Below are 24,037 nucleotides of genomic sequence, written 5' to 3' on the forward strand. Positions count from 1 at the left end.
AAACGATTGTTTATACATTTGCTTCACATCATTATTTACAATACTCTTATTTAATATACCTTCTACAATTAACTTGGCCATACTTTCATATCCAAGTTTTCTAGCTCTCTAATAATCTTCTTTATTGTCACAGAAAAAACTTTCAATTAATATTACTGTAGGCTTTGAATCATTTAAAATATATCCACTAATATTGGTGCAACTCCAAGCAAAATAAATAATTCAAATTCTAAGTTTTATACAAAACAAGAATCACAATTGTTATTAGAAAAATAGAAAAATATCCTTATAGGTATACCAATTTTTCTGATGCTAACTCTTGGATTGCATTTTGGTAAAGCTGTATCACTTAGATGGTCAGTTAAAATACTTTTTTTCTATTTGTCAGTTAAATGTCAGTAATATAGATAATACAATTTACTTATAAAACATTTAAAATCACTATTGTTTAATAAAATTTATAATTATTTGCTATTTGCTGTTGACATTGGTACTATACTATAGTTTATCATCTATATTAGTAATAAATAAAATTATTAATTAATAGTTTCATAATTTTTATAATAGCTTTACAAGGAGTGATAATAAATGGATACAAAAATATCTATAGACGAAAACATAAGTTTGGGCAAAAGGTTTTTTAAATACTTAGCTCCATCTGTAGTTGCAATGTGGGTTTTCTCATTATATACAATGGTTGATGGAATATTTGTAAGTAAAGGAGTTGGAGAATTAGCCTTAGCTGCTGTTAATATATCTATGCCTTTTATTAATTTTATATTTGCGGTTTCTTTGTTATTTTCAACTGGTGCATCTACTATAATCGCAATTTATCTAGGAAAAAAAGATATCAAATCTGCAAATGAAGTTTTTTCATTTAATTTAGTATCAATAATTATACTATCATTAATTATATTGGCAGTAACCTTTTTTAACTTAGATAGATTGGCATTATTTTTAGGTGCCACAGAATCTACAATTGGTATGGTTAAAGACTACCTAGGAATAATAATATTTTTTAATGGTTTCTTTATAGTCTCCTATTCTTTAGAAGTTATAATAAAAACTGATGGATTCCCAATATTGGCTACTGTTGGTGTTATAATATCAGCCCTTACAAACATCATACTAGATTATTTATTTGTAATAGAGTTTGGATGGGGTGTAAAGGGTGCTGGTATTGCGACTGGTTTATCTCAAGTTTTTTCTACTGTTTTTTTCTTAATACACTTTTTTAGAAAAAACTCAACTTTGAATTTTTCTAAATTTAAGGTTAATTTTAAGACACTTAGAAAAATTCTCTTTATAGGTTTCCCTGATTCAACTACTGAATTAAGCTGCGGTATAGTTGTTTTACTTTTTAACTTGAGTCTTACTAAATATATAGGAGAAAATGCGCTTATTTATTATAGTGTTATAAACTATATAAACACATTGGTTCTTATGACTATGATGGGTATCACTCAGGGTATGCAACCACTTACTAGTTTTTATTATGGTGCAGGAAACATAGATAATGTAAAGAAATTATTGAAGATGGGTGTAAAAGCTACAATAATAGCTTCAATAGCTGTATTTGCAATCTGTATGACTTTTTCAGAACCAATAGTTTCTCTGTTTATTCACCCAGAAGAAACTATATTATTCAATGAAGGGGTTCGTGTATTTAAAATATTCTCTATATCATTCTTGTTAGTTGGATTTAATGTAATAATTTCAGGATTCTTTGTTTCAGTAGAAAAACCATCAATTTCTACAGTTATATCTCTTGGTAGAGGTCTTATAATCGTCTCTCTAAGTTTAATTGTAATGATACTAATGTTTGGTGGTCAAGGAATATGGATGACTACTATTGTTTCTGAATTTATATGCCTTATTGCATCAATAATTTTCTTAAAGAAGAATTTTTCTACATTAGATTCTAGTCTAAAAAAAATAGCTTAAACAAAAGTAGCAATAATAATATATAAAATACAGAATACCTATTATACAATCTTGCAAACATCAATACTTTGCATACATTAAGATTGTATAATAGGTATTTTATTTATGTACTTATTTTATTTCTAAATAACCATAACCATCTTTTATTACATTTCCTTTTACTTCATATTCTACAGGAGTTCTAAATACTGGCCCATCTACTACAAATGTATGATATTCTCCATGCTCTCCACATGGGTCTGAGCCTGTTTCTTTTATCTTTTTCACAAGTTCTCTGGTTAATTTTTTTCCTAGAAATTCCTCTCCTAAATGCTTTAAGTTTACTTTTGTTATGACACTACAAAATCCACTATCTATAAATTCATATACCAACTCCTCTCTACTTTCTTGCCACAATGGTAGTTCTACCTTCATACCAACTGCATCACATCTGTCAGAGTCCCACTTTTTGTGACTTTCTATATCTATATCTCCATATGCACATATTGTTGCTCCCATGTTTTTAGCTTTTATTAAAGCTCTCTCAAAACTCTCTTCATACCCTTCTACTCCACATTCAGCAACTAACAGAGGTAGCCCAATACTATCACTTACTTGTTTAAGCATCTTATGCTCTAAGTTATGAGTCCATGATTTTCCATGTTCTTCACTTATAGTTGTCAAGAGTGCCACAGGCTTATATCCTTTTTCCAACATTCTATTTAATGCTAATATACTATCTTTACCACCACTAAATGACATTACAAATTTTTCATCAGCCATTCCTAACACCTCTTTCTTTTAACTTTACTTACTATCCTAATTATACCAAATTTTTAAGTTATATAGCAAATTATATAGTATTTTAAATCATTAGTTTACTATAAAGAATGTACCTAAAATTAAAAGTATAACCCCTATGTATTTGTATAAATGCATTGTTTCTTGTCCCAAAATCACACTATCAATAAAAAAACCGATTAGAACTTGAGATACAAGTGTTAATATAAGTGTATTTGATACCCCTAAGTTTGGAATTGCTTTTACTGTAAAATATATTATTAGCCCTCCAAATACTCCTCCTAGCAATAACTTATAATTAAAACCATTTAAAGATACTAAACATTTTAAATCTCCAGCAACTATTATACTTGCAAGAAAAAATATTGCTCCTACAGTCAAACTTATAAAGGTGGCAACCAATGCTGTTGTACTCTTACCTAATTCTCCATTTATAAAAGCTTCAAGAGCAGTAGACCCACCCGCCAATAATGCAAATATTATTGCCCATAATTTTGTCATGGACAAACCTCCTCCTATATAATTCTATTAATAAGAGTTTATGATACAACCTATTAATTAATTACTAACTAGAGTTTTATTTTTATACTATGTGGCTTTATTTGAGTATAAATTTCTGTTATAATTGTTCTATTGATTTTGGAGGTGATTTTATGTATACAAATTTTAATATCAATTTTGATAACTTTAATAAAAAGGAAAATGCTACTAAATTTATGATAATGGGAGTGTTACTTGTTATATTGGGATTCTTGTGCCTTACGTTTAAGACTCTAGGTATAAAATTAATTTCTTGGACTTTTGGAGTTGCACTTTTATTCTTTGCATATTTAAATCTTAAAAACATCAATGAGTTAAAAAGATATGCTACTAAAGAAGAAATTAAACCATCTACCAATGTTCAATGGATTCTAATAATTACATGTATATTACTTTTTATATTTCCTCAAAAAATACAGAGTATTTTCTCATTACTTTTGGGCTTTTATTTAATTTTTAATCAACTCGTAGTGTTTGTAAATAGTAAAAATAATCCATATTCTAAGTTTACAACTTGGAATATAGTTAAAACTTTATTTGGTATATGCCTTATATTGTCACCACTATTTTTATCTAGATTTATAGTCTCAATAATGTCATTTTTTATAATATTATTTGGACTTGCTCTATTTTTTTCTGGAAACAAATCTAGAAAGTATTAATTATTTTGTTGCTTTATTCTTCATTACTTAAAATAGAATTTGTTTAAGTCACCTATTTGTGGTAATATGTTTTTTGTACAAATTTAATGTACAATTTTATTAGAAATAGGTGATTACTTTGGATAAATTTAAATATGCTTTTGATAATAAAAGATATCATACTTGGAATTACTACCTTAGAAATACATTTGGAGAAAAAGTCTTTAAAGTATCAATAAATGCAGGATTTACTTGCCCAAATATTGACGGAAGTATTGGCTATGGTGGTTGTACTTATTGCAGTAAAGAAGGTTCAGGCGACTTTGCTGGAAATCCTAAGGATAATCTTATTAATCAATTTTATAATATAAGAGAAATGATGTTAAAAAAATGGCCTCATGCTAAATATATTGGCTACTTTCAAGCTTATACAAATACTTATGCACCTCTTGAGGTTTTAAAAGATAAATATGAAACTATACTATCTCTTGATGATGTTATAGGCCTTTCAATCTCAACAAGACCTGACTGTTTACCAGATGATGTAGTTGATTATCTATCTGAACTTAATAAAAGAACTAATCTATGGGTTGAACTTGGACTTCAGACAATTCATGATTCTACATCTAAAATTATAAATAGAGGACATGATTATAAAACATTTGTTGAAGGTGTTGAAAAATTAAAGGCTAAAAATATAAAAGTAGTTGTACACATTATAAATGGTCTACCTGGTGAAGATTATAATATGATGATGGAAACTGCTAAGGCAGTTGGCAAAATGAATGTAGATGGTATAAAAATACATCTATTACATGTTATAAAAGATACTCCTATGGAGAAAATGCTTCAAAATGGGATGTTAACTCTTATGAACCAAGATGAATACATTAATCTTGTTTGTGACCAACTAGAAATATTACCTGAAACTATGATAATTCATAGACTTACTGGCGATGGTAAAAGAGATGAACTGGTTGGACCTTTATGGAGTTTAAAAAAATGGGAGATTTTAAATCAAATTGATGATACATTAAAATCTCGCAACTCCTATCAAGGTTGTAAATTTATTCAAGATTAAATAAATGATTAAAGATAACATAATAGCTATAGATAGCTTTATATAAACATAAATCTATCTATAGTTATTTTATTGTTTCCAAAGCAAATTTCATATTAAAAATTACAATGAAAAATACCCCTATATAAATATATAAGGACAAAATACATATTCTTAAATACTTTCTGTTTTCTCAGTTTGTTTTAATTTATTAGACTTATAGAACATTTTTATTCCATCATAAGAAAGATTAAGTGCTATTACAGCTGATATCAACATTAACATCACTCCAAACAGCTTTCCTATAGAAAAACTTTCTCCTAGCATAGTGCATCCAATTATAACAGAGCCAACTAATTCTACTGATGCTACAACACCTGCAACAGATAACTCTACACCTTTAGATATACCTGCTGCATAAAAAATATATGCAAGTGCCGCTGGAACAACCCCCAACATCAACATACAAGATAAAATATTTAAATCTTTAGCATAGGTTAATATTTCCCATGGTCTAGCAGAAGGAATCATAAATATCGCTCCAAATAAAAAGCTGTAAACTAATATTGTTGAACTTGAAAATTCTTTTAAGGCATTCTTACTAATAGTTGGCATAAGTGCATACGCTATTGCAGATAATATTCCAAGCAATAATCCCATAGTACTTAAGTTTTGAAAATTTAAACTTCCACCAGTTACTGCCATAATAGCTCCAATAAAGCAAAAAATCAGCGAAAATATTTTACTTCTAGTAATACTCTCTTTATAAAAAAATTTTGAAAATACAGCTAAAAACAATGGCGATGTATACAATAAAACTGCTGCTACAGATACACCTACAGTATCAATAGCTTTAAAGTAACATAAATTAAACATAGCTTGACATATAATTCCTATTATTACTGAATAAATAATTCCTCTTTTGTTTATTTTCAAAATATGTGGTGTTCTTATAGCTGAATAAACACCTAAAACTATAAATCCAAAAAATAATCTTGTAAATGCTACTTGTTCTGATGTCAATCCACTTCCCATCAGAAACTTTCCAAACAACCCAAGTGTAGCCCATAAGATTCCTGCTGTTGCTATAAATACATACCCTTTACTTTTTTCTCCCATCTTAAATACCCCTCTACTATTATTTAGTCAATACACATCATTTTTATCAAGCAAAAACCATGCCACTTTTATTTTATTTATATCTACACTAAAAACTTAGAATTTGCAACAATATTACTAGTTTTTCAACTTTTCTATAGTTATTTCAAGTATATTTTAAGTTGATTTAGACTCGCTTTAATTGTAAAATAAGTTATATATAACTTATTCAAAGTTAAAATAGACTGAAGTTTATGTATTATATAAAGATTATACTTTTAATTATATTTAATAAATTAAATATATTTTAATATATCATTAAAAATTTAGGGGGACAATAGGGAAAATGGATTTAGATTTAGAGTTTTATAAAAAAATATTAGAGGCTTCTCATGACGAAATATGTGCATCTGATGATAAAGGTATAATAATATATTGTAATAAGGCATTTGAAGAAAATTATGGTCTAAAAAAAGAAGATATTTTAGGAAAAAATGTTTCTTTCTTAGAAGAATCTGGATATTCAACAAAAAGCCCCATACCAGTAGTATTGAGAACAAAGTCTAAATTTTCACTTGAACAAGATACTCAAACAGGAAAAAAACTTATTATAACTGCAAGTCCTGTATTTGATGAAAATGGTGAGCTAGAATTCACTGTTGAAAATTGTAGAGATATAACCGAACTTAATAATATAAAAAATAAACTTGAAGATACAAAAAAACAAGTAAAAAAATACAAATCTGAAGTGGAAACACTATATAGAACTGCTCTTAGGATTGAAGATACAGTAATTATGGATGGCATAGTTATGAGACCTATTATGAATACAGTCAACCATGTTTCTAAAACTGATGTAAGCGTACTATTATTAGGAGAATCTGGAACAGGAAAGAGTTCACTTGCTAGATATATACATCACAATAGCAACAGGTCAAGTGGTCCATTTATAACTATAAACTGTGCAACCATATCTCCACAACTACTTGAATCTGAACTTTTTGGATATACTTCAGGTGCTTTTACAGGTGCAAGTACCAAAGGTAAAGTTGGTCTTGTAGAATTGGCTAACGGAGGAACTCTTTTTTTAGATGAAATAGGTGATATACCACAAAATCTACAAGCAAAATTTTTACAATTGATACAAGATAGGACTTTTACTCCAGTCGGAAGTTTAAAAAATAAAAAAGTTGACATAAGAATTATATCCGCTACAAATGCTGACTTAATTTCTAAAGTAAAAGAAAAAAAATTTAGAGAAGATTTATATTATAGATTAAATGTTATAGAAATAAAACTCCCTCCACTTAGAGAAAGAAAGGATAATTTAGTAGAGATTATAAAATATTATTTTAATAGATATTCAAGTGACTTTAATCTAAACAAGACAATTTCAAAAGAAGCTATAAGTATTATTGCAAACTACAGATTTCCAGGTAATATAAGAGAGTTACAGAATATAATTCAAAAAATCTTACTTACTTGTAGAGATAATCATATAACAACAGACGATTTACCAAGTATACTCACTAAAAATGTAAATATTGTAAGTTATGGAAATAACCCTCCAACATACACAACCAATGTAGATAATTCTCTACATATTGATTATAAAAACAAAAACTTTGACACCTTGATTATGGAGTATGAAAAAAATGTAATTTTGGATGCTTATGAGAAATTTGGTAGTTCTTATAAAGTAGCTAGACAACTTGAAATTTCTCAATCCAAGGCTAATAGGCTAATTAGAAAGTATACTAATACTTAATTTTAAATTTGATAAATAAAAACTTAACATTATTTACATATTGTAAATTTCGCCAATTACTGGTATTATGAATATGGTTGAAATTATTTAAATAAATGTGATTGACTTAATTTCATATATTTACCATTAAACTTTTATCATAAATATCATATCATAATAATATATTTAATAAGTCTAATAAACTATACGAGGTGTAAATATGTTAATGAATACCCATTTTATTATGGCAAAATCGATACTTAATAATATAGATGAAAATAAAACATTCTTTATAAGCGAAAAAAATTTTATATATGGTAATATAAAGCCAGATGCTTTTTCTAAATATAAATTAAAAAAACATTATATGGATGAATCATTTAATATGATTGCTTCTAAAATAAAATATCTGTGCAGTCTTACTATAGACAGTGTTTCTAAATATTTTTCAGTAAGTAGACTTAGTCAAGAGCTTGGTGTTATCTGCCACTTTTTATGCGATTTTTTCTGCTTAGCTCATAGTGAACGCTGGGAATTTAAGCATAGTTTGAATAAACATGTTACTTATGAAAGAGAACTTGGAGCATTTGCAAAGGATGTTGATTTATCTAAAATTAAAGGTAATACTATAAATAGTGGATTTGAAAAATTTTTTGTTAAACTTTACAATGAATACAAAAAGAAAAGCGACTATATGAATGATTTAAAATTTTCAGCGTATACTTGCAATAGTGTTATAAATTATATATTAGATTCTATTTTAGCTAATACAATAAAATCATACCATATAGCAAATTGTGGTTAACTTAAGAATTTTAAACTGACAATTAATATAATCAAAATGACTGCTCTACAGAATATAAAATCTAGTTTTATAATTCTACTGAACAGTCATTTTTTTATACTGAATAGGTAATACCTTATAAAATTGATTAATTAGTAAATCAACAAACAAAAATAATTTACTAATTTTTTATTACTTCTCATCAATCTTATATCTAACTGTTTATTTTTATGATAGCATCTATAGCACTTTTTACACTATCTACTACATAATTTGCACTTTGTTTTACTTCTTCTCTTGCCTTTGACATTACAAAACTATATTTAAATCCCTCTAACATACAAATATCATTTGGAGAATCTCCAATAGTAGCAACTTCATCTGGACTTACATTTAGAGTTTTTATTACATGTTCTATGCTACCTCTTTTTGATACACTTTTAGGAACTATGTTTAAAGTATAAGTACTAGAAAAATATATTTCTAACACTTCACTAAACTCACTTTTTAAATATAATTCTATTCTAGACAACTCTTCTAAATTTTCAGAGCATATACCAATATTGCCTATAAGATTATCAAAACTATCTCTTTTCTCAAAATCGGGGTCCACTATAAAATCGCTAGAATAATGTCTAAAAGCTGTTGTGTCACTATCTACAATTACATCTCCTTTATATTTAAAATACAATTGTGCATCAGTTGATTCAAATCTATCAATAACTTTTTTTACTAATTTATCATCTATAGTTTGCTTAAAAATCACATTATAGTCTTTATCATGTATAAATGCACCATTTTCACATATATAATAGCCATTCATATCTAAGCTCCCTTCGATAATATCACGAGCCTGTTTGAAAACTCTACCTGTAGCAACATTAAACTGTACTCCTCTTTTTTCTATTTCCTCAATTGCTACTATATCTTCTTTTGTTATAGCTCCATTTTCATATAAAGTTCCATCTAAATCACAAAATATATGTTTTATCATAAATTAAAAGCCTCCAAAAATGATTTTATATTATACCAATACTTTAAATATAATCAATATCACAATAGTTTAAAGTTTTTCTAATTGTATTCTCAACTCATTAAGTAAATCTCTAGTAGCTCTCAATCTTATTTTTCTTCTATCTCCATTAAATATATTTTTTTTCACTATTATTTTTCCATTTATATATATTGCAGTATAAACCAACCCTACAGGCTTTTCCTCAGTTCCTCCACCAGGTCCAGCTACTCCAGTTGTAGATATACCTATATTAGCTCCAAGCCCTTTAGCAACGCCCTCAGCCATTTCTATTGCTGTTTGTTCACTTACTGCTCCAAAGTCTTCTAAAGTTTCTTTTTTTACTCCCAATCTTTTCATTTTGGCTTCATTAGAATATGTTACACATCCTTCAAGAAATACAGAAGATATTCCTGGGTAGTTTATAAGAGATGAAGATACCAAACCTCCAGTACAAGATTCAGCCACTGCTATTGTTAAGTTTTTTTCTACAAGAAGCTTAGAAACAGCATCTTCTAATGCAGACTCTCCTTCAGATACTGAAATATCTCCTTCAGTATATACATATTTACCTACTCTGTCCTTTATCTTTTCTTCTACTGGTCTTATAAATTCAAAAGCTTGTTCTTCATTTTCAGCTTTTGCAGTTATTCTTATTGTAACTTCTAATTCCTTTGCATACAAAGCAACTGTTGGATTAGTTTGTTCATCAATTATATCTAAAATTTCCAATTCTAGGTTTGACTCCCCTATTCCATACAATCTTAAAGTTTTTGATACTAGCATTTCCTTTGTAAATTGTTGTAGGTAAGGTTTGACACTTTCATTAAACATTGCCTTCATTTCTCTTGGAGGTCCAGGTAGTACTATTATACTTTTATCATCTTTCTTTAAAATAGCTCCTGGTGCTGTTCCATTATTATTTTTTAATACTATAGCATCCTTTGGAAAATATACTTGTTTCATATTATTTTCGGCCATTTTTTTTCCTGTTTTAACAAAGAATGATTCTAAGACTTCTAATGATGGTTTATGTAATTCTAATTCCTGTCCAAAATACTCTGCTGCAGTTTCTTTTGTCATATCATCACCAGTTGGTCCAAGACCTCCTGTAGTAATTACTAAATCACTTCTTTTTAAGCTTTCATCAAAACATTCTAAGAGTCTTTGCTTATTATCTCCAACTGTACTTTGATGGTATACTTCTATTCCCAATGCTGCAAGTTCTTTAGCTAAAAATTGAGAGTTTGTATTTACTATATCTCCCAACAGTATCTCTGTTCCTACACTTATTATTTCTGCTTTCAAATTTTATCACTCCTTGATTTATAGCCACTAAGACTAGTCTTAAGTTCATACCACTAATTTTAGCAAAAATAATGATATAAATAAAGTTAAAAAATCATTCAAATCTATCTGTAAGTTAGATTATCACTCTAAAACCACACATAATATAAACTTCACATGTAGTGGTACTTTCATCATCAACCATTAATTCATATAATTAAGTAAGTAAATTAAAAAATTTAATTTAAAAATAATAAAATTTAAAATAGGAGTGTATAATATGAAAATAGCAGTTATAATGGGTGGAATATCATCAGAGAGAGAAGTTTCTTTAAATTCAGGAAAAGAAATATATAATAATCTTGATAAAAGTAAATACGATGTTGTAAAGGTGATAATAGATGATAAAAAAGATATATTTACAAAAATACCAGAAGATACAGATTTTGCAGTACTAGCACTACATGGGAAATTTGGTGAAGATGGATGCATTCAGTCAGTACTTGAGACTATGGATATACCATATTCTGGATGTGGACCTCTTTGTAGTGGAATGTGTATGGACAAAAACATCACTAAAAAAATGCTTAGAGATTCAGACCTTCCTACTGCTCCATGGGCTTTAGTAAAATCAATTGATGAAATAAATTATGATGAGATAGACAAAATAGGCTATCCAGTATTTATAAAACCAAATTCAGGAGGTTCAAGTGTTGCTACATTCTTCATCCATTCCAAAGATGAAGCTGAAGAAGCAGTTCGTAAAGGTTTAGAAGTTGATGAGTTTGTAATGATTGAAAAATATATACCAGGTGGAGAATATACTTCATTCATATTAAATGGCGAAGTATTTCCTACTATATCTATAAAATCAGACTCAGGATTCTTTGATTATGAAGCTAAATACTCACTTGAAAAAGGAGCAAAAGAAGAAGTTATTTATTTAGATGATGAACTTCAAAAAAGAGTAAATGAGATTTCTGAGACTTGTTGGAAAATTTTTAATTGCAAAGCATATGTAAGAGTTGATATGATTATAAGTGAAGGTATTCCTTATGTTCTTGAGCTAAATACTCTTCCTGGCATGACTAAAACTAGTTTAATACCTAGAAGTGCCGCTGCTAAAGGTCTTGAGTATAGCCAATTATTAGATAAACTTATAGAATACTCTTTAAATTAGATAATACAATTTGAGGTGGTAATTTGATATTTTCAAATCTAAGATTAAATGATAGTGAACCAATTTATATACAAATTAAAAATTATATAAGTGATATGATATCAAAAGGATTAATTCCAGACAATAGTAAGCTCCCTTCTACAAGGGAGCTTAGTCAGCTTTTACAAGTTAGTAGAAATTCCATAGTCTTAACTTATGAAGAACTAAAATCAGAGGGCTTAATCTACTCTGTTTCAGGAAAAGGTACATTTGTTAATTCAAAAAATAAATCTTCAAACACTACATGGTCTTTAAATTGGGATTGTTTAGAGAATACATACTCTAAAAAAGCTAATGAATTAGATATTATAAAAAGCGAAATACCTTGGAGCTCTAACCTAATATCATTTAAAAGTATATCTCCTGATGGAGATTTATTTGATATGGAGGAATTAAAAAAATCTTTTTTAAATAGAATCTCATTAGAAGGTCACAAACTACTTAACTATGGATATGCACAAGGTTATAAACCTCTTATTGACTATTTGCTTGAATATATGACAAATAAGGGCGTTGATATTAATAACAAAGATATATTAATTACAAATGGATTTACAGAAGGCTTTGATATTATTATGTCCTCTTTCACTCAAGAAGGAGACTATATAATTTGTGAAAATCCTACTCACAACACAGCTATAAAAATTATGAAGTCACACAATCTCAATATTTTAGGTGTGGATATATCTGAAAATGGTTTAGATTTCAATATGCTCGAAAATCGTTTAATTGAGTACAAAAATAAAATAAAATTTGCATATATTACACCTTCTTATCACAACCCAACAGGAATTGTAATGACCCCTGAAAATAGATATAGATTCTATAATCTTATGAAAAAATACAATATAGCAATTATAGAAGATGGATTTAATGAAGAATTACTCTACAATAGTTCTCATATATTTCCCCTCTGCTCTCTTGATAATATGAATAATGGTGTTGTATATATTGGTAGCTTTTCAAAAATTTTATTTCCTGGAATAAGAATTGGATGGATTTTTGCAGATAAAAAAGTTATAGATAAGTTAGAAAGTGTAAAAAGGTGCAGAAATATACATGTATCTTTTTTAGACCAAGGTATTTTATTTGATTATTTAAGTAATGGAGGATTTGAAAAATACGTAAAAAAAATACGTAAATTCTATGGGGATAAATTTAACTTCGCCTATGAATGTGTAAAAAAATATATGCAAACGGAATATATCTTAGGTGATGGTGGCTTGCATATATTTATCAAACTTAAGAATATAGATACTAGAAAGCTATTAGAAAAATGTTATAAAAAAAATGTTATCTTCATGCCTGGAGATTTATTTTTTACAGATGGCTTTGGTTCTGACACTTTAAGACTTGGATTTTCGAGACTCTCTTTTGAAGATATTGAAACTGGTATAAAAATAATAGGAGAAACTATAGATGAAATGTCCTAGGTTAACTAAATATTGTTAGCCTAGTTTATTTTTATGAGGTATAATATATATAGTTTATATGAATCTAACATGGGGGATAATATGAGTAAAAAGTCAAAACGAAAGAAGATTAATAAATTAAAGCTAACAATTGTAATAACTGTATTATTTCTTGCCTTACTATCTATATATGAGATATTTTTCTCTAAATCCAACAAAGAAGATAATATAAAAAGTCAAGAAACTATGCAAGATAAAAACAATACAACAGAGGATTCTAAAAATAATCAAAACTCTACTAAAAAACAGGAAGATAACAACATTAAGCCCACTTTTTCATATTCTTCAATACCAGATAACATAAAAAACAAAATGATTGGTAAATCTATGCCTTCTGATGAACCTATAGGATTTCATAGTTTATCTTACTTGCAACTTACCTACTACGGATTTGATAAAAAAACTCATCAAGGTGAGATGATAGTAAATAGTGAACTAGCTTCAGAAGTTGTCGATATTTTTAAAGAGTTATATGAAAAAAAATATCCAATTGAAAAAATTAAATTAATAGATGATTATGATGCTGTAGATGAAAAATCTATGTCTGATAATAATACATCTGCATTTTGTTATAGAACTGTAGCTGGTACAAATACTGTCTCAAATCATGGTAAAGGACGTGCTATAGATATAAATCCATTACAAAACCCACATGTTTCTGGAGACAATGTTAGCCCTAAGGTAAGCACTGTTTATGCAGATAGGTCGGCTTTAAAATTTGGAATGATAAAAAAGGGTGATGATTGTTATAATGCTTTTGTAAGCAGAGGTTGGAGTTGGGGTGGATATTGGAAAAACCCAGACTACCAACATTTTGAAAAATAATAGATTAGAAATAAAGGTGAATTATATGAATTTAATGACATTGGAAAATATAAGTAAAAGCTATTCTGAAAAAAAATTACTTGAAAATATATCTCTTGGTATCAATGATGGAGAAAAAATAGGACTTATTGGTGTAAATGGTACTGGTAAATCTACTTTACTTAAAATTATTGCAGGAACTGAAGAAAGTGAAACTGGCAATATAACAAAGGCTAATGGTATTAGAGTAGAATATCTTCCTCAAAACCCAACTTATGATGAAAATTCAACGGTCCTAGAACAAGTATTTAATGGAACTTCAGAAGAATTAAAACTCCTTGGTAAATACCAAGAAACTTTAGAAAAACTTAATTCTAACTTTACAGATGAACTAAATAAAAAATTATTATCCATGCATGAGAAGATAGATGCTTTAAACCTTTGGGATTTAGAAAGCGAAGCCAAATCTGTACTTACAAAGCTTGGTATAAATGATTTCAATCAAAAAATAATAGAACTTTCTGGTGGTCAAAGAAAAAGAGTTTCTCTAGCCTCAGCTCTTATTACTCCTTGTGAGCTTTTAATATTAGATGAACCAACAAACCATCTAGATAATGATACCATCGATTGGCTTGAAGAATACCTAAATTCAAGAAAAGGTTCATTGCTTATGATAACTCATGATAGATATTTTTTAGACCGTGTTACAAATAGAATAATTGAATTAGACAAAGGTAGATTATTTAGCTATGATGGTAATTATTCAATATTTTTAGAAAAGAAAATGGAAAGACTTGCATTAGAATCAAGTATTGAGGATAAACGACAAAATTTAATTAGAACAGAACTTGCATGGGTTAGACGTGGAGCTCAAGCTCGTAGCACAAAACAAAAAGCTCGTCTACAAAGATTTGATGAACTTGTAAATAGAGACTCTTTCAAACCTGATGAAAATATTGATATATCGGTTGCCTCAAGTAGGCTTGGAAATAAAATAATAGAAATACACAATATATCTAAATCTTTTGAAGAAGTTACAGTTATAGATAATTTAGAATATACTTTAGCACGTACAGATAGAATTGGCATAATAGGTAAAAATGGTATGGGTAAATCAACTCTAATAAACATAATAAATGGGAAATTAGCCCCTGATAGTGGATATATCTCAATTGGAGAAACTGTAAAAATAGGTTGCTTTTCTCAAGATGATTCTCATATGAACATTGGCATAAGGGCTATAGACTATGTAAAAGAAGCTAGTGATTATATAGAAACTTCTGATGGTACTAGGATTACAGCTTCTCAAATGTGTGAAAGATTCCTTTTTAATGGTACCATGCAGTATACTTTGATAGGCAAACTGTCTGGTGGTGAGAGAAGAAGACTACACCTTCTTAGAATTCTTATGACAGCTCCTAATGTACTTCTTTTGGATGAGCCTACAAACGACTTAGATATAGAAACACTAAAAATATTAGAAGAATATCTTGATGAATTTAAAGGTGTAGTAATTACAGTATCACATGATAGATATTTCCTAGATAGAATCTGTAATAAAATATTTGCATATGAAGGAAATGGAAAAATTCATATTTATACAGGTAATTATAGTGACTATCTTATTTATAGAGAGATTCAAGGAATTGAATTTGAAGAATCTAAAAAAGAATCACTTAAAAATGATGATTCAACTGCTCCAAAAAAAGAAAAACCTAAAAATGATAAAAAACTTAAATTCTCATACAATGAGCAAAGAGAGTTTGAAAATATTGATTCTGACATAGAAAAACTTGAATCTAAAATTGCAAAACTTGATGAAAGTACTTCAAAATTTGCAACTGATTTTACTAAACTTCAAGAAATTTTAGATGAAAAATCAAAATTGGAAAAAGAACTTGAGTACAAATATGAAAGATGGGAATATCTAAATAATTTAGCTGACGAAATAGCTAATAATAAATAATATTAAAACATCTAAGTTTAATAACCTTTACTTTAAGTTTATAAGTTATAAATATTTAAAAGAGCTATATGTCTTTAAAAACATATAGCTCTTTTTTAACTATCTTCTAATTTTTATATTCTGATATATCCTATAATAATTCTTTATTATAAGTCTATATCCATTCTTTCAACATAGTGACAATTGACATCAATATGATTTAAAAAAACCAATAACCTTTCATAAAGTGGATGAGATTCTTCTCCATATTTGGATTCTAAGTTTTCACCTATTTCCCTAACAGTCTTTTGACCATCAATTTGTAAAAATACAAAACTAGAATATTCATCTAGCTCTATTTTTTTATATTTAGGTATTCTAGCTTTTAACTTTCTAAAAAACCTTTGAATCTTATGGTCCTGTTTTTCAAGTATAGTTACAATACCATTTTCATCTACTTCATATTCAAGTCCATCAGTAATTTTAAATACAATATCTAAAACATCATTACTCTTGCTCATTATTTTTTACTTTAGATAAAATGATCGGTAATGTTGTAAGTACAACTAAAACTATTAATAAAGCAATTGCCATTGAATTTGTAGCAGCAAAACCACTTGGTACTTTTGGAGTTATAACTCCAGTTACTTGTAATATTATACCTATTAAACCAATGATAGATCCACCTGCAACAAGACCAGAAGATAAACTTATACCATTAGAAACTTTAGCTTCTTTTTCTTTTTCAGATTTAGATACTAGTTCAACAAATAAACGAATTAATGCTCCAACTAATATTATAGAAGTTGTTGCTATTGGTAAATAGAATCCTATAGCTATAGTCATTATTGGTAAGTTTAATGCATATAACACAATTGCCATAAATACTCCAACAATAATCATAACCCAAGGTAAACTACCTGACATAATACCAGAAGTTAATGTTGACATTAAGTTTGCTTGTGGTAATGCAAATTGTACATTATCACCAGTAGCTTTAAGTTGGTCAGAAAGTAATAAGATTACTCCTACAACAACTATAACACCAACTATACTTGCAACTGTGAAGTAACGTTGCATTTCATTTTTGCTACCACCAATGATGTAAGTTACTTTTTGAGATTGAGTATATCCTCCAGCTATAGCAATAGCAACAACTATAAATGACCCAAATAAAAGTAATGATTTATTAGCTTCTAAATCAGTCCATCCCATTATAACAAATACTAATGTTACAATAACTAAAGAAGCTATAGTCATACCAGAAACTGGAAGATTTGATGTTCCTATTGTTCCTGTTAAACGTCCAGCTACTATGACGAATAATAAAGATAATAAAAGAGATATGATAGCTCCAATAATTGCCATAGCAATATTACCAGAAATCAAGAACGCTGCTAAGAATCCAACTACTACTCCACCTAATAAAAGTATCATTTGTATAGATGAACCTTCTTCTGCATCTCCAGTACTTGATTTAGCTTTAAGTGTTTCTTTTATAGAAGCGATTATAGTTGGGATAAGTTTTATTGCACCAATAATACCTCCACAAAGCATCATACCAGCACCTATATATTTTACATAACTACTAGATATAGCTCCAACATCCATTTGGTTAAGAGGCATTGCAGGATTATTCCATACCATAGCTCCATCTTTAGCCATATCAGTAAAGTAACCTATTAAAGGTGCAATACCAAAGTTTGATAAGATACTTCCTGCAAACATTGTTAAAGAAACTTCAAGCCCTACTATAAACCCAATTCCTAAAAGTAGAGGGTTTACTTCAATATCAAATTTCCATTTGTAGAATTTACTTCCTACAAGACTCATTACATTGTTCGCTACATTTAAGAATGAACCAGTTAATACAGTGATAAATCCACTTATTACAAATCCAATTCCCATGTATTTAATTGAGTCTCCACCAGCCTCTGAAGCAACAAGTGTTTCAGATATAGCCATTGATTCTGGGTACATAAGTTTACCATGTTCTTCAATTATTAAATAATTGTGAACTATTGCTGCAACTCCTATACCAAATAAAACACCACCAACTCCAACAGCTAAGCCTTCTAAAAATGTGATTTGGCTTCCAATTAAGATAACTGCTGGTAATACGAAAATGAATCCACTTGCAACAGATTCCCCACCACTTGACATACCTTGGATTAAGTTCTTACCAAGAATACCCTTTTGGCGAGCAAATGCTCCAACAAAAGCAGAACCTATTATAGCTCCTGGAATACCTGCTGCAACTGTAAGACCAGCTTTCATTCCAGAATAAGTTGTAGATGCGGCAAAAATGGCAGCTAAAATGATACCGATAATCAGTACAGCTACATTTCCACCGGTTCTGGACTTATCTGTGATGTATGGAACGTAATCTTTTCCACTAACCTCACCATAAGCTCCCTTAGGTAATTTTTTGTTCATAAAATTTTCACCCCTTTTCAGTTTGTATATATTATAACATATATACATATAAAACTTAACTTTTTATTATTTTACAAATAGCGAGTAAAAACTACTAAAATTTAATCCCATATTATTAATTTCTATTTTTAGATATTTTTATGCTAATTTTCTTTTTATTTTTCGATTATACTAAAAAGGATTAAGATAAAAAATAAAAATTTTTTTTATATTAAAATTAAATTTGTTATAAAAACACTTTAAAACGCGGAAAAGTATAAAAAATACAATAATCATCCTTATAAACAGATTTTCACCACAGTAAAAATGTACAGAAAATTCTTTCTTTTATGTTAATTGATTCATTCTTGAAAATAGGTGTCATAAAGAAACTTCTATAGTTCCTTTATAACACCTGTCATAATACAAAATCACTCTGGCAATGCCCTTTTATTTACTTTTCCAATTGGTGTAACTGGTATTTTATCTATCCTCATTATTATTGTTGGAATCATGTATGGAGGTAAATGCTCATTTAAATATTCTCTAACTGTTATGTCATTTATTTTTTCACTATCCTCATCATCAATCACATAATATGCACATATATACATATCTCCATCCTCATTTGTTCTTGAAATACAAACAACACTTTTAATTTCTGTAATATTGTTTATTATGTTTTCAATCTCATACAGCTCTATTCTAAATTCATCAATTTTTACTTGATTATCCATCCTACCAATATAATCTAAATTTCCATCATCTAGCCATCTTACCAAATCACCAGTTCTATACATTAATTTATTGTGTTCACAAGTTTTGTAAGGATTTTCTACAAATACTTGCTCTGTTAAACCTTTTTTATTTAAATAGCCTCTTGATATTTGGATTCCCGATAGACAGAGTTCTCCTGGAACTCCAATTGGGCATAGTTTATTTTTTTTATCTAATACATATGCATAAGTATTAAAGATTGGCTTACCTATTGGTATTTTCCCATACTCTTTATCCACATGAAAAGAAGTTGATACAACAGTAAATTCTGTTGGTCCATACTCATTATATAACTCATAGTTACGTTTTCTATATCCTTTTAATCTTTCTCCTCCTGTCTGCACAACCCTAAGTGAACTGTTGTTACAGTTTTGTATAAATAATCTTGCAAACGCTGTTGGTAATGCTAATATGGTTATATCATTTTCCTCACAATACTCATTTACTGTATATTCATCAAATTTTGCTTCTTCTGGCATAATGTTTATTGAAGCACCCATCAATAGATATGGAAATAGTTGTTTCATTACAGCATCAAAACTAAAACTTAAATATATCCCACATATATCATTTTCTGTAGCACTTATAGCTTCTATACTATAATAACACATATTTACTAAACTCTTATGCTCTATAGCTATAGTCTTTGGTCTACCAGTTGACCCTGATGTAGATATTGTATATGCACAGTTTGATGGTGTTATTTTTTCAGTTAAGTCATATCTAATTTTAAATATATCTTCATCATTTATATCAATTACTATTGTGTTTTCATTTATAACCTTACATCTAAGTTCGTCTGTAGTTATTACTACTTTTGCATTACTATCTTCAAGAAGGTAATTTAATCTTTCTTCTGGATTACTTGTGTCTATCGGGAAGAATGCTCCTCCTGATTTCATAATTCCTATGGCTGTAACAATTATATTAATGTCTCTTGGCAACATTACAGCTACTATATCTTCACTTTTTACCCCTATATAATTTAAATAACCTGCAAGTCTATCAGTTAACTCATCAAGTTCTCTATATGTCAAATTTCTATTTTCATCTCTGGCAGCTACATTATTAGGTGTTCTCTCAACTTGTTCCCTAAATAAATCAATATAACTTCTGTCATATGGTATCTCACATTGATTATCATTAAAATCTTTCAATAATATTCTTTCTTCTTTCTTACATACAAATTCTAAATCTTCTATTAAAATGTTATTATTCCTTATTATCTGCTCTATTATATAATCAAATTGATTTAATATCCTTCTAATAGTTTCTCTTTTGTATATAGATGGCTTATATTTTATTTTTATTTTTAATGCCCTTTTAGTATAAACTATTACAGATAAATCATATCCTTTTTTTTCTATGTCATAGTCATATGATAAATCAAAACTTTTAGCTACAAATATTGTATTTATAAGTTTAGTATTCAGATGATTTTTATTCTCTATATCTGATAATAAATAGTATCCATATTCTAAAGACCTACTCCATTGCCTTTTTAAATTTTTTACAACATCTATAAACTTTTCGCTTTGTCTAACCTTAACTCTTATAGGAATTATATTTATTGTTTTTCCAAAAACTACATCATCTTCATATGTATACTTTTGTAATATAAGTCCATAGATAGTTTCTATAATAGAACTTATGCTTATATTATTCATTTTAGAATATTGAATTAGTTTCTCATGTTTTTCAATATCAATCTTAAAAATTTCATCTACAACTTCATCAGAACAATCTTTATAAAAAAAATCATTTGGAATTTTTGCTAGATTGGTATAATCATCTAACAAATCCATCCAATAATTCATAGCTCGTTCTAAATTAACTTCATACATATCAAAATTCCCCCTTACTACTAAATCTATAGAAAAAATTCTTTTGGAATTTCATTTTTTTAAATACAGAAATATATTAATAATATATATGCAAGCTCTAAACACATGAGCTTGCATAAACTTATACTTATATATTATGACTATTAAATTCGTAATATTTATAATGTTTAAAATATATTATAACACAGATATGATTTTATTTTCTTACATTTATATAATATATAAATTATAAATTGTTATTTAATTAATGTATAATTATATTGTTTAGAATATGATATATTATATTAATTAAAATTTTATAAGAATAAGTTATATTTATTGAAAGGAGCTTTACAAATGAACATTTATGCTCACAGAGGTTTTAGTGGAAAATATCCAGAAAACACTATTCTCGCTTTTAAAAAATGCTTAGATATGGATATATACGGAATAGAACTTGATGTTCACAAGACTAAAGATGGAAAAATTGTAGTTATTCATGATGAAACGGTTGATAGAACTTTTAATGGACATGGTTTTGTAAAAGACCTTACTTTAAGAAAACTAAAAACATTGAACTCATCCTTTGAGGGTTACCAAAACAATAAAGAATGTAAAATTCCAACTTTAGAAGAAGTCTTAATCTTAATTTCGCCTACAGACCTTATCTTAAATATAGAACTAAAAACTGACAAAGTAAATTACACTAATATAGAAAAAGATGTTTTGAAACTTATTTTAAAGTATAATATGAAAAACAGAGTTCTTATATCTAGTTTTAATAGTAATAGCTTAAAAAATTTTCATAAGTTAGAACCCAGTATAAAAACAGCTTTATTATGCTACTTACCTATAAATAATGTAGTTGAATTTGCTAAATTTCTAGGAAATAGCTATCTTCACCCTCCTTTAATTTTAGTAAATGAATCTCTAGTTGAACTTTGTCACAAAAATTTACTAGGTGTCAATGTGTATACTGTAAATGAAGAAGAAGATATGCTACATTGCCTATCTCTTAATGTAGATGGTATTTTTACTAACTATCCAGATATAGCTTTAAACCTTTTACAATCAAAGCAATATAGCTAGTTATATAGTAGTTTATACTCCTTGACTTTTATATGATTAATATGTACAATTTTATTAAATTTAGCTTGGAGGTATACTTATGGATAACTTATTAAATGAACTTGAAGCTTTAAAAAGTAATTTGGATAATCTACCAATAGAAAAAATAGAAAATTACGATTTGAGTAAAACAGTTTTATTTATAATTGATGTCAATAATGGTTTTGCAAAACAAGGTGCCTTATACTCTCCCAGAGTAGAATCTTTGATAAAACCAATTGAAATTTTAGCAAAAAAAATATCAAATAAACTAAATAAAGTAATTGCATTTACTGATTGTCATACACCTAAATCTATAGAACTTTTAAGTTATCCTGTTCACTGTTTAGAAAGTGATGTGGAAAGTGAACTAGTTGACGAACTTAAGTCTATAAAAAATCTACAAGTTTTCCCTAAAAACTCTACTAATGGATTTTTCGCACTAGAAAATTTAGACTTTGATGGGATAGACAATATAATTATAGTTGGTGATTGCACAGATATATGTATATATCAATTTGCAATAACTCTAAAATCTTATTTTAATCAATATAATATCGAAAAAAATATAGTTGTTCCTATGAATTTAGTAGACACTTATGACATTCCTAATGTTCATCCTGCAGAGATTTTAAACCTAGTATTTTTTAATAGTATGCTTCAAAATGGAATTAAGGTATTAAAGGAAATTAGCTTATAATAAATACTTTATAGATTTATATAGGGATACAACTTTGATAATAAGATTGTTCTATACAAATATTACTTAATACAATTAATTTAACATAACTAAAGTATATAAATATAGAAATCGCAATTTAAATATTCTTCTATACATCTTCTGTAGGAGAAATTAAATTGCGATTTCTATTTTTTACATAATACTAATCAACTATACCGCTTCAATAGTTAAATTTACTTTTTAATAATCGTATTTATTTGTAGTTTCACACATAACTACTTTTATCTTTTTATTAAACATATTCTTATATTCTAATAAAAACTCATTTAATTCTGAGTCCATAAGATTTATTTTTTTGTCACTACAAAGCATTATTTTTTCTTGATCTATTATTACATTAATATCATTTAAATCATTTTTTATGAATGTTGTTATACAACTCTTAGGTTGAATTTTTTCACCATATTTCTCATAAAATCCTGCACTCTTTTTAAACGATTCTAAATCTTCTGTAGATACTTTGCTGGAAGTATTATTACTCATAAAACCTGCTGTAGAAGGGTCGATTCCAAAGTTTCTAAGTTGTTTTTCTACTTCTTCAGTGTCCATACCATATCTTTCCATGAACTGTTTTTGTATTTTCATAAACTTTTCTTGAGATATGTCATTATCTTTCATATAATCAAATATTTTTCTTGAAAATTCAGCCATCGACATCTTTCCATCCATAACAGAAAAATATAAGTTATATATGTATTGCTCAAATTTATCTACATCAGAATCTTTAACTTTGTTTTTTAATTCGTTAAAGTCAATTATTCTATCATCAGACATTTTTTATCCTCCTAGCTAAATTTTTACTTGTATAAGATTATACCATACTTCTAATATATTTATATA

Annotated in this window: 20 protein-coding genes; 11 read left to right on the forward strand and 9 right to left on the reverse strand. The window is 27.7% G+C overall.

Features of this window, described 5'->3' with window-relative positions:
* Positions 1-588 precede the first annotated feature (588 nt).
* Positions 589-1,944: an MATE family efflux transporter gene (locus IC214_RS14190; protein ID WP_227434323.1), complete on the forward strand. Its 1,356-nt coding sequence runs from the start codon at positions 589-591 to the stop codon at positions 1,942-1,944.
* 111 nt (positions 1,945-2,055) lie between these two features.
* Here the strand turns inward: IC214_RS14190 and IC214_RS14195 are convergent, their stop codons facing one another.
* Together IC214_RS14195 and IC214_RS14200 are read right to left on the reverse strand one after the other, a co-directional pair.
* On the reverse strand, positions 2,056-2,706 hold the full coding sequence (locus IC214_RS14195) for a diphthine--ammonia ligase (protein WP_227434322.1): 651 nt from the start codon (positions 2,704-2,706) through the stop codon (positions 2,056-2,058).
* A gap of 90 nt (positions 2,707-2,796) precedes the next feature.
* Entirely contained in the window at positions 2,797-3,225 is a 429-nt protein-coding gene (locus tag IC214_RS14200) for a DMT family transporter (RefSeq protein WP_227434321.1), read from the reverse strand.
* 152 nt (positions 3,226-3,377) lie between these two features.
* Here IC214_RS14200 and IC214_RS14205 point away from each other — a divergent pair, with 152 nt between their 5' ends.
* Both IC214_RS14205 and IC214_RS14210 read left to right on the forward strand, forming a co-directional pair.
* On the forward strand, positions 3,378-3,926 hold the full coding sequence (locus tag IC214_RS14205) for a DUF308 domain-containing protein (RefSeq protein WP_227434320.1): 549 nt from the start codon (positions 3,378-3,380) through the stop codon (positions 3,924-3,926).
* Positions 3,927-4,044: 118 nt separating this feature from the next.
* Positions 4,045-4,986, forward strand: coding sequence for a TIGR01212 family radical SAM protein (locus IC214_RS14210; protein ID WP_227836117.1), 942 nt, complete (start codon positions 4,045-4,047; stop codon positions 4,984-4,986).
* Positions 4,987-5,139: 153 nt separating this feature from the next.
* Here IC214_RS14210 and IC214_RS14215 read toward each other — a convergent pair whose 3' ends face one another.
* Positions 5,140-6,084, reverse strand: coding sequence for a DMT family transporter (locus IC214_RS14215; RefSeq protein ID WP_227434318.1), 945 nt, complete (start codon positions 6,082-6,084; stop codon positions 5,140-5,142).
* Between the two features lie 325 nt (positions 6,085-6,409).
* Between IC214_RS14215 and IC214_RS14220 the strand changes: the two genes are divergently transcribed.
* On the forward strand, positions 6,410-7,831 hold the full coding sequence (locus tag IC214_RS14220; RefSeq protein WP_227482287.1) for a sigma-54 interaction domain-containing protein: 1,422 nt from the start codon (positions 6,410-6,412) through the stop codon (positions 7,829-7,831).
* 199 nt (positions 7,832-8,030) lie between these two features.
* Entirely contained in the window at positions 8,031-8,615 is a 585-nt protein-coding gene (locus IC214_RS14225) for a zinc dependent phospholipase C family protein (protein WP_227482286.1), read from the forward strand.
* Positions 8,616-8,808: 193 nt separating this feature from the next.
* Here the strand turns inward: IC214_RS14225 and IC214_RS14230 are convergent, their stop codons facing one another.
* Both IC214_RS14230 and IC214_RS14235 read right to left on the reverse strand, forming a co-directional pair.
* Positions 8,809-9,588, reverse strand: a complete 780-nt coding sequence (locus tag IC214_RS14230; protein ID WP_227434315.1) for an HAD family hydrolase — start codon at positions 9,586-9,588, stop codon at positions 8,809-8,811.
* Between the two features lie 69 nt (positions 9,589-9,657).
* Positions 9,658-10,914, reverse strand: a complete 1,257-nt coding sequence (locus IC214_RS14235; RefSeq protein WP_227831182.1) for a competence/damage-inducible protein A — start codon at positions 10,912-10,914, stop codon at positions 9,658-9,660.
* Positions 10,915-11,173: 259 nt separating this feature from the next.
* On the opposite strand from IC214_RS14235, the gene IC214_RS14240 reads away from it, so the two are divergent.
* From IC214_RS14240 to IC214_RS14255, 4 genes are all read left to right on the forward strand, one after another.
* Positions 11,174-12,073, forward strand: a complete 900-nt coding sequence (locus IC214_RS14240) for a D-alanine--D-alanine ligase (RefSeq protein WP_227866755.1) — start codon at positions 11,174-11,176, stop codon at positions 12,071-12,073.
* 23 nt (positions 12,074-12,096) lie between these two features.
* Positions 12,097-13,545 carry a PLP-dependent aminotransferase family protein gene (locus IC214_RS14245; RefSeq protein ID WP_227866756.1) on the forward strand — a complete coding sequence of 483 codons (1,449 nt, stop codon included), beginning with the start codon at positions 12,097-12,099 and terminating at the stop codon, positions 13,543-13,545.
* An 81-nt stretch (positions 13,546-13,626) separates the two neighbouring features.
* A complete protein-coding gene (locus tag IC214_RS14250) occupies positions 13,627-14,409 on the forward strand; it encodes a M15 family metallopeptidase (RefSeq protein ID WP_227866757.1) in 783 nt (260 codons plus the stop codon).
* Positions 14,410-14,434: 25 nt separating this feature from the next.
* Positions 14,435-16,354 carry an ABC-F family ATP-binding cassette domain-containing protein gene (locus tag IC214_RS14255; protein ID WP_227482282.1) on the forward strand — a complete coding sequence of 640 codons (1,920 nt, stop codon included), beginning with the start codon at positions 14,435-14,437 and terminating at the stop codon, positions 16,352-16,354.
* 146 nt (positions 16,355-16,500) lie between these two features.
* On the opposite strand, the gene IC214_RS14260 is transcribed toward IC214_RS14255, so the two are convergent.
* The 3 genes from IC214_RS14260 to IC214_RS14270 all read right to left on the reverse strand — a co-directional run bounded on the left by IC214_RS14260 (position 16,501) and on the right by IC214_RS14270 (position 21,369).
* The gene (locus IC214_RS14260; protein WP_227823697.1) at positions 16,501-16,854 is read right to left on the reverse strand and encodes a PqqD family protein; all 354 of its coding nucleotides are present in this window, start codon (positions 16,852-16,854) and stop codon (positions 16,501-16,503) included.
* Positions 16,841-18,769, reverse strand: a complete 1,929-nt coding sequence (locus tag IC214_RS14265) for an OPT family oligopeptide transporter (protein WP_227434308.1) — start codon at positions 18,767-18,769, stop codon at positions 16,841-16,843. The genes IC214_RS14260 and IC214_RS14265 overlap by 14 nt, the downstream gene beginning before the upstream one ends.
* Positions 18,770-19,179: 410 nt before the next feature.
* Positions 19,180-21,369, reverse strand: a complete 2,190-nt coding sequence (locus IC214_RS14270) for an amino acid adenylation domain-containing protein (protein ID WP_227866758.1) — start codon at positions 21,367-21,369, stop codon at positions 19,180-19,182.
* 336 nt (positions 21,370-21,705) lie between these two features.
* Between IC214_RS14270 and IC214_RS14275 the strand changes: the two genes are divergently transcribed.
* Both IC214_RS14275 and IC214_RS14280 read left to right on the forward strand, forming a co-directional pair.
* Positions 21,706-22,437 (forward strand): glycerophosphodiester phosphodiesterase, encoded by a 732-nt coding sequence (locus IC214_RS14275; RefSeq protein WP_227434306.1) that lies wholly within the window; start codon positions 21,706-21,708, stop codon positions 22,435-22,437.
* 79 nt (positions 22,438-22,516) lie between these two features.
* Positions 22,517-23,155 carry an isochorismatase family cysteine hydrolase gene (locus IC214_RS14280; RefSeq protein ID WP_227866759.1) on the forward strand — a complete coding sequence of 213 codons (639 nt, stop codon included), beginning with the start codon at positions 22,517-22,519 and terminating at the stop codon, positions 23,153-23,155.
* A gap of 222 nt (positions 23,156-23,377) precedes the next feature.
* Here IC214_RS14280 and IC214_RS14285 read toward each other — a convergent pair whose 3' ends face one another.
* Positions 23,378-23,971, reverse strand: coding sequence for a DUF3867 domain-containing protein (locus tag IC214_RS14285; RefSeq protein ID WP_227434304.1), 594 nt, complete (start codon positions 23,969-23,971; stop codon positions 23,378-23,380).
* Positions 23,972-24,037 lie beyond the last annotated feature (66 nt).

Source organism: Clostridioides sp. ES-S-0190-01 (assembly GCF_020658275.1).
In the GTDB taxonomy this organism is placed as follows: Bacteria; Bacillota; Clostridia; order Peptostreptococcales; family Peptostreptococcaceae; genus Clostridioides.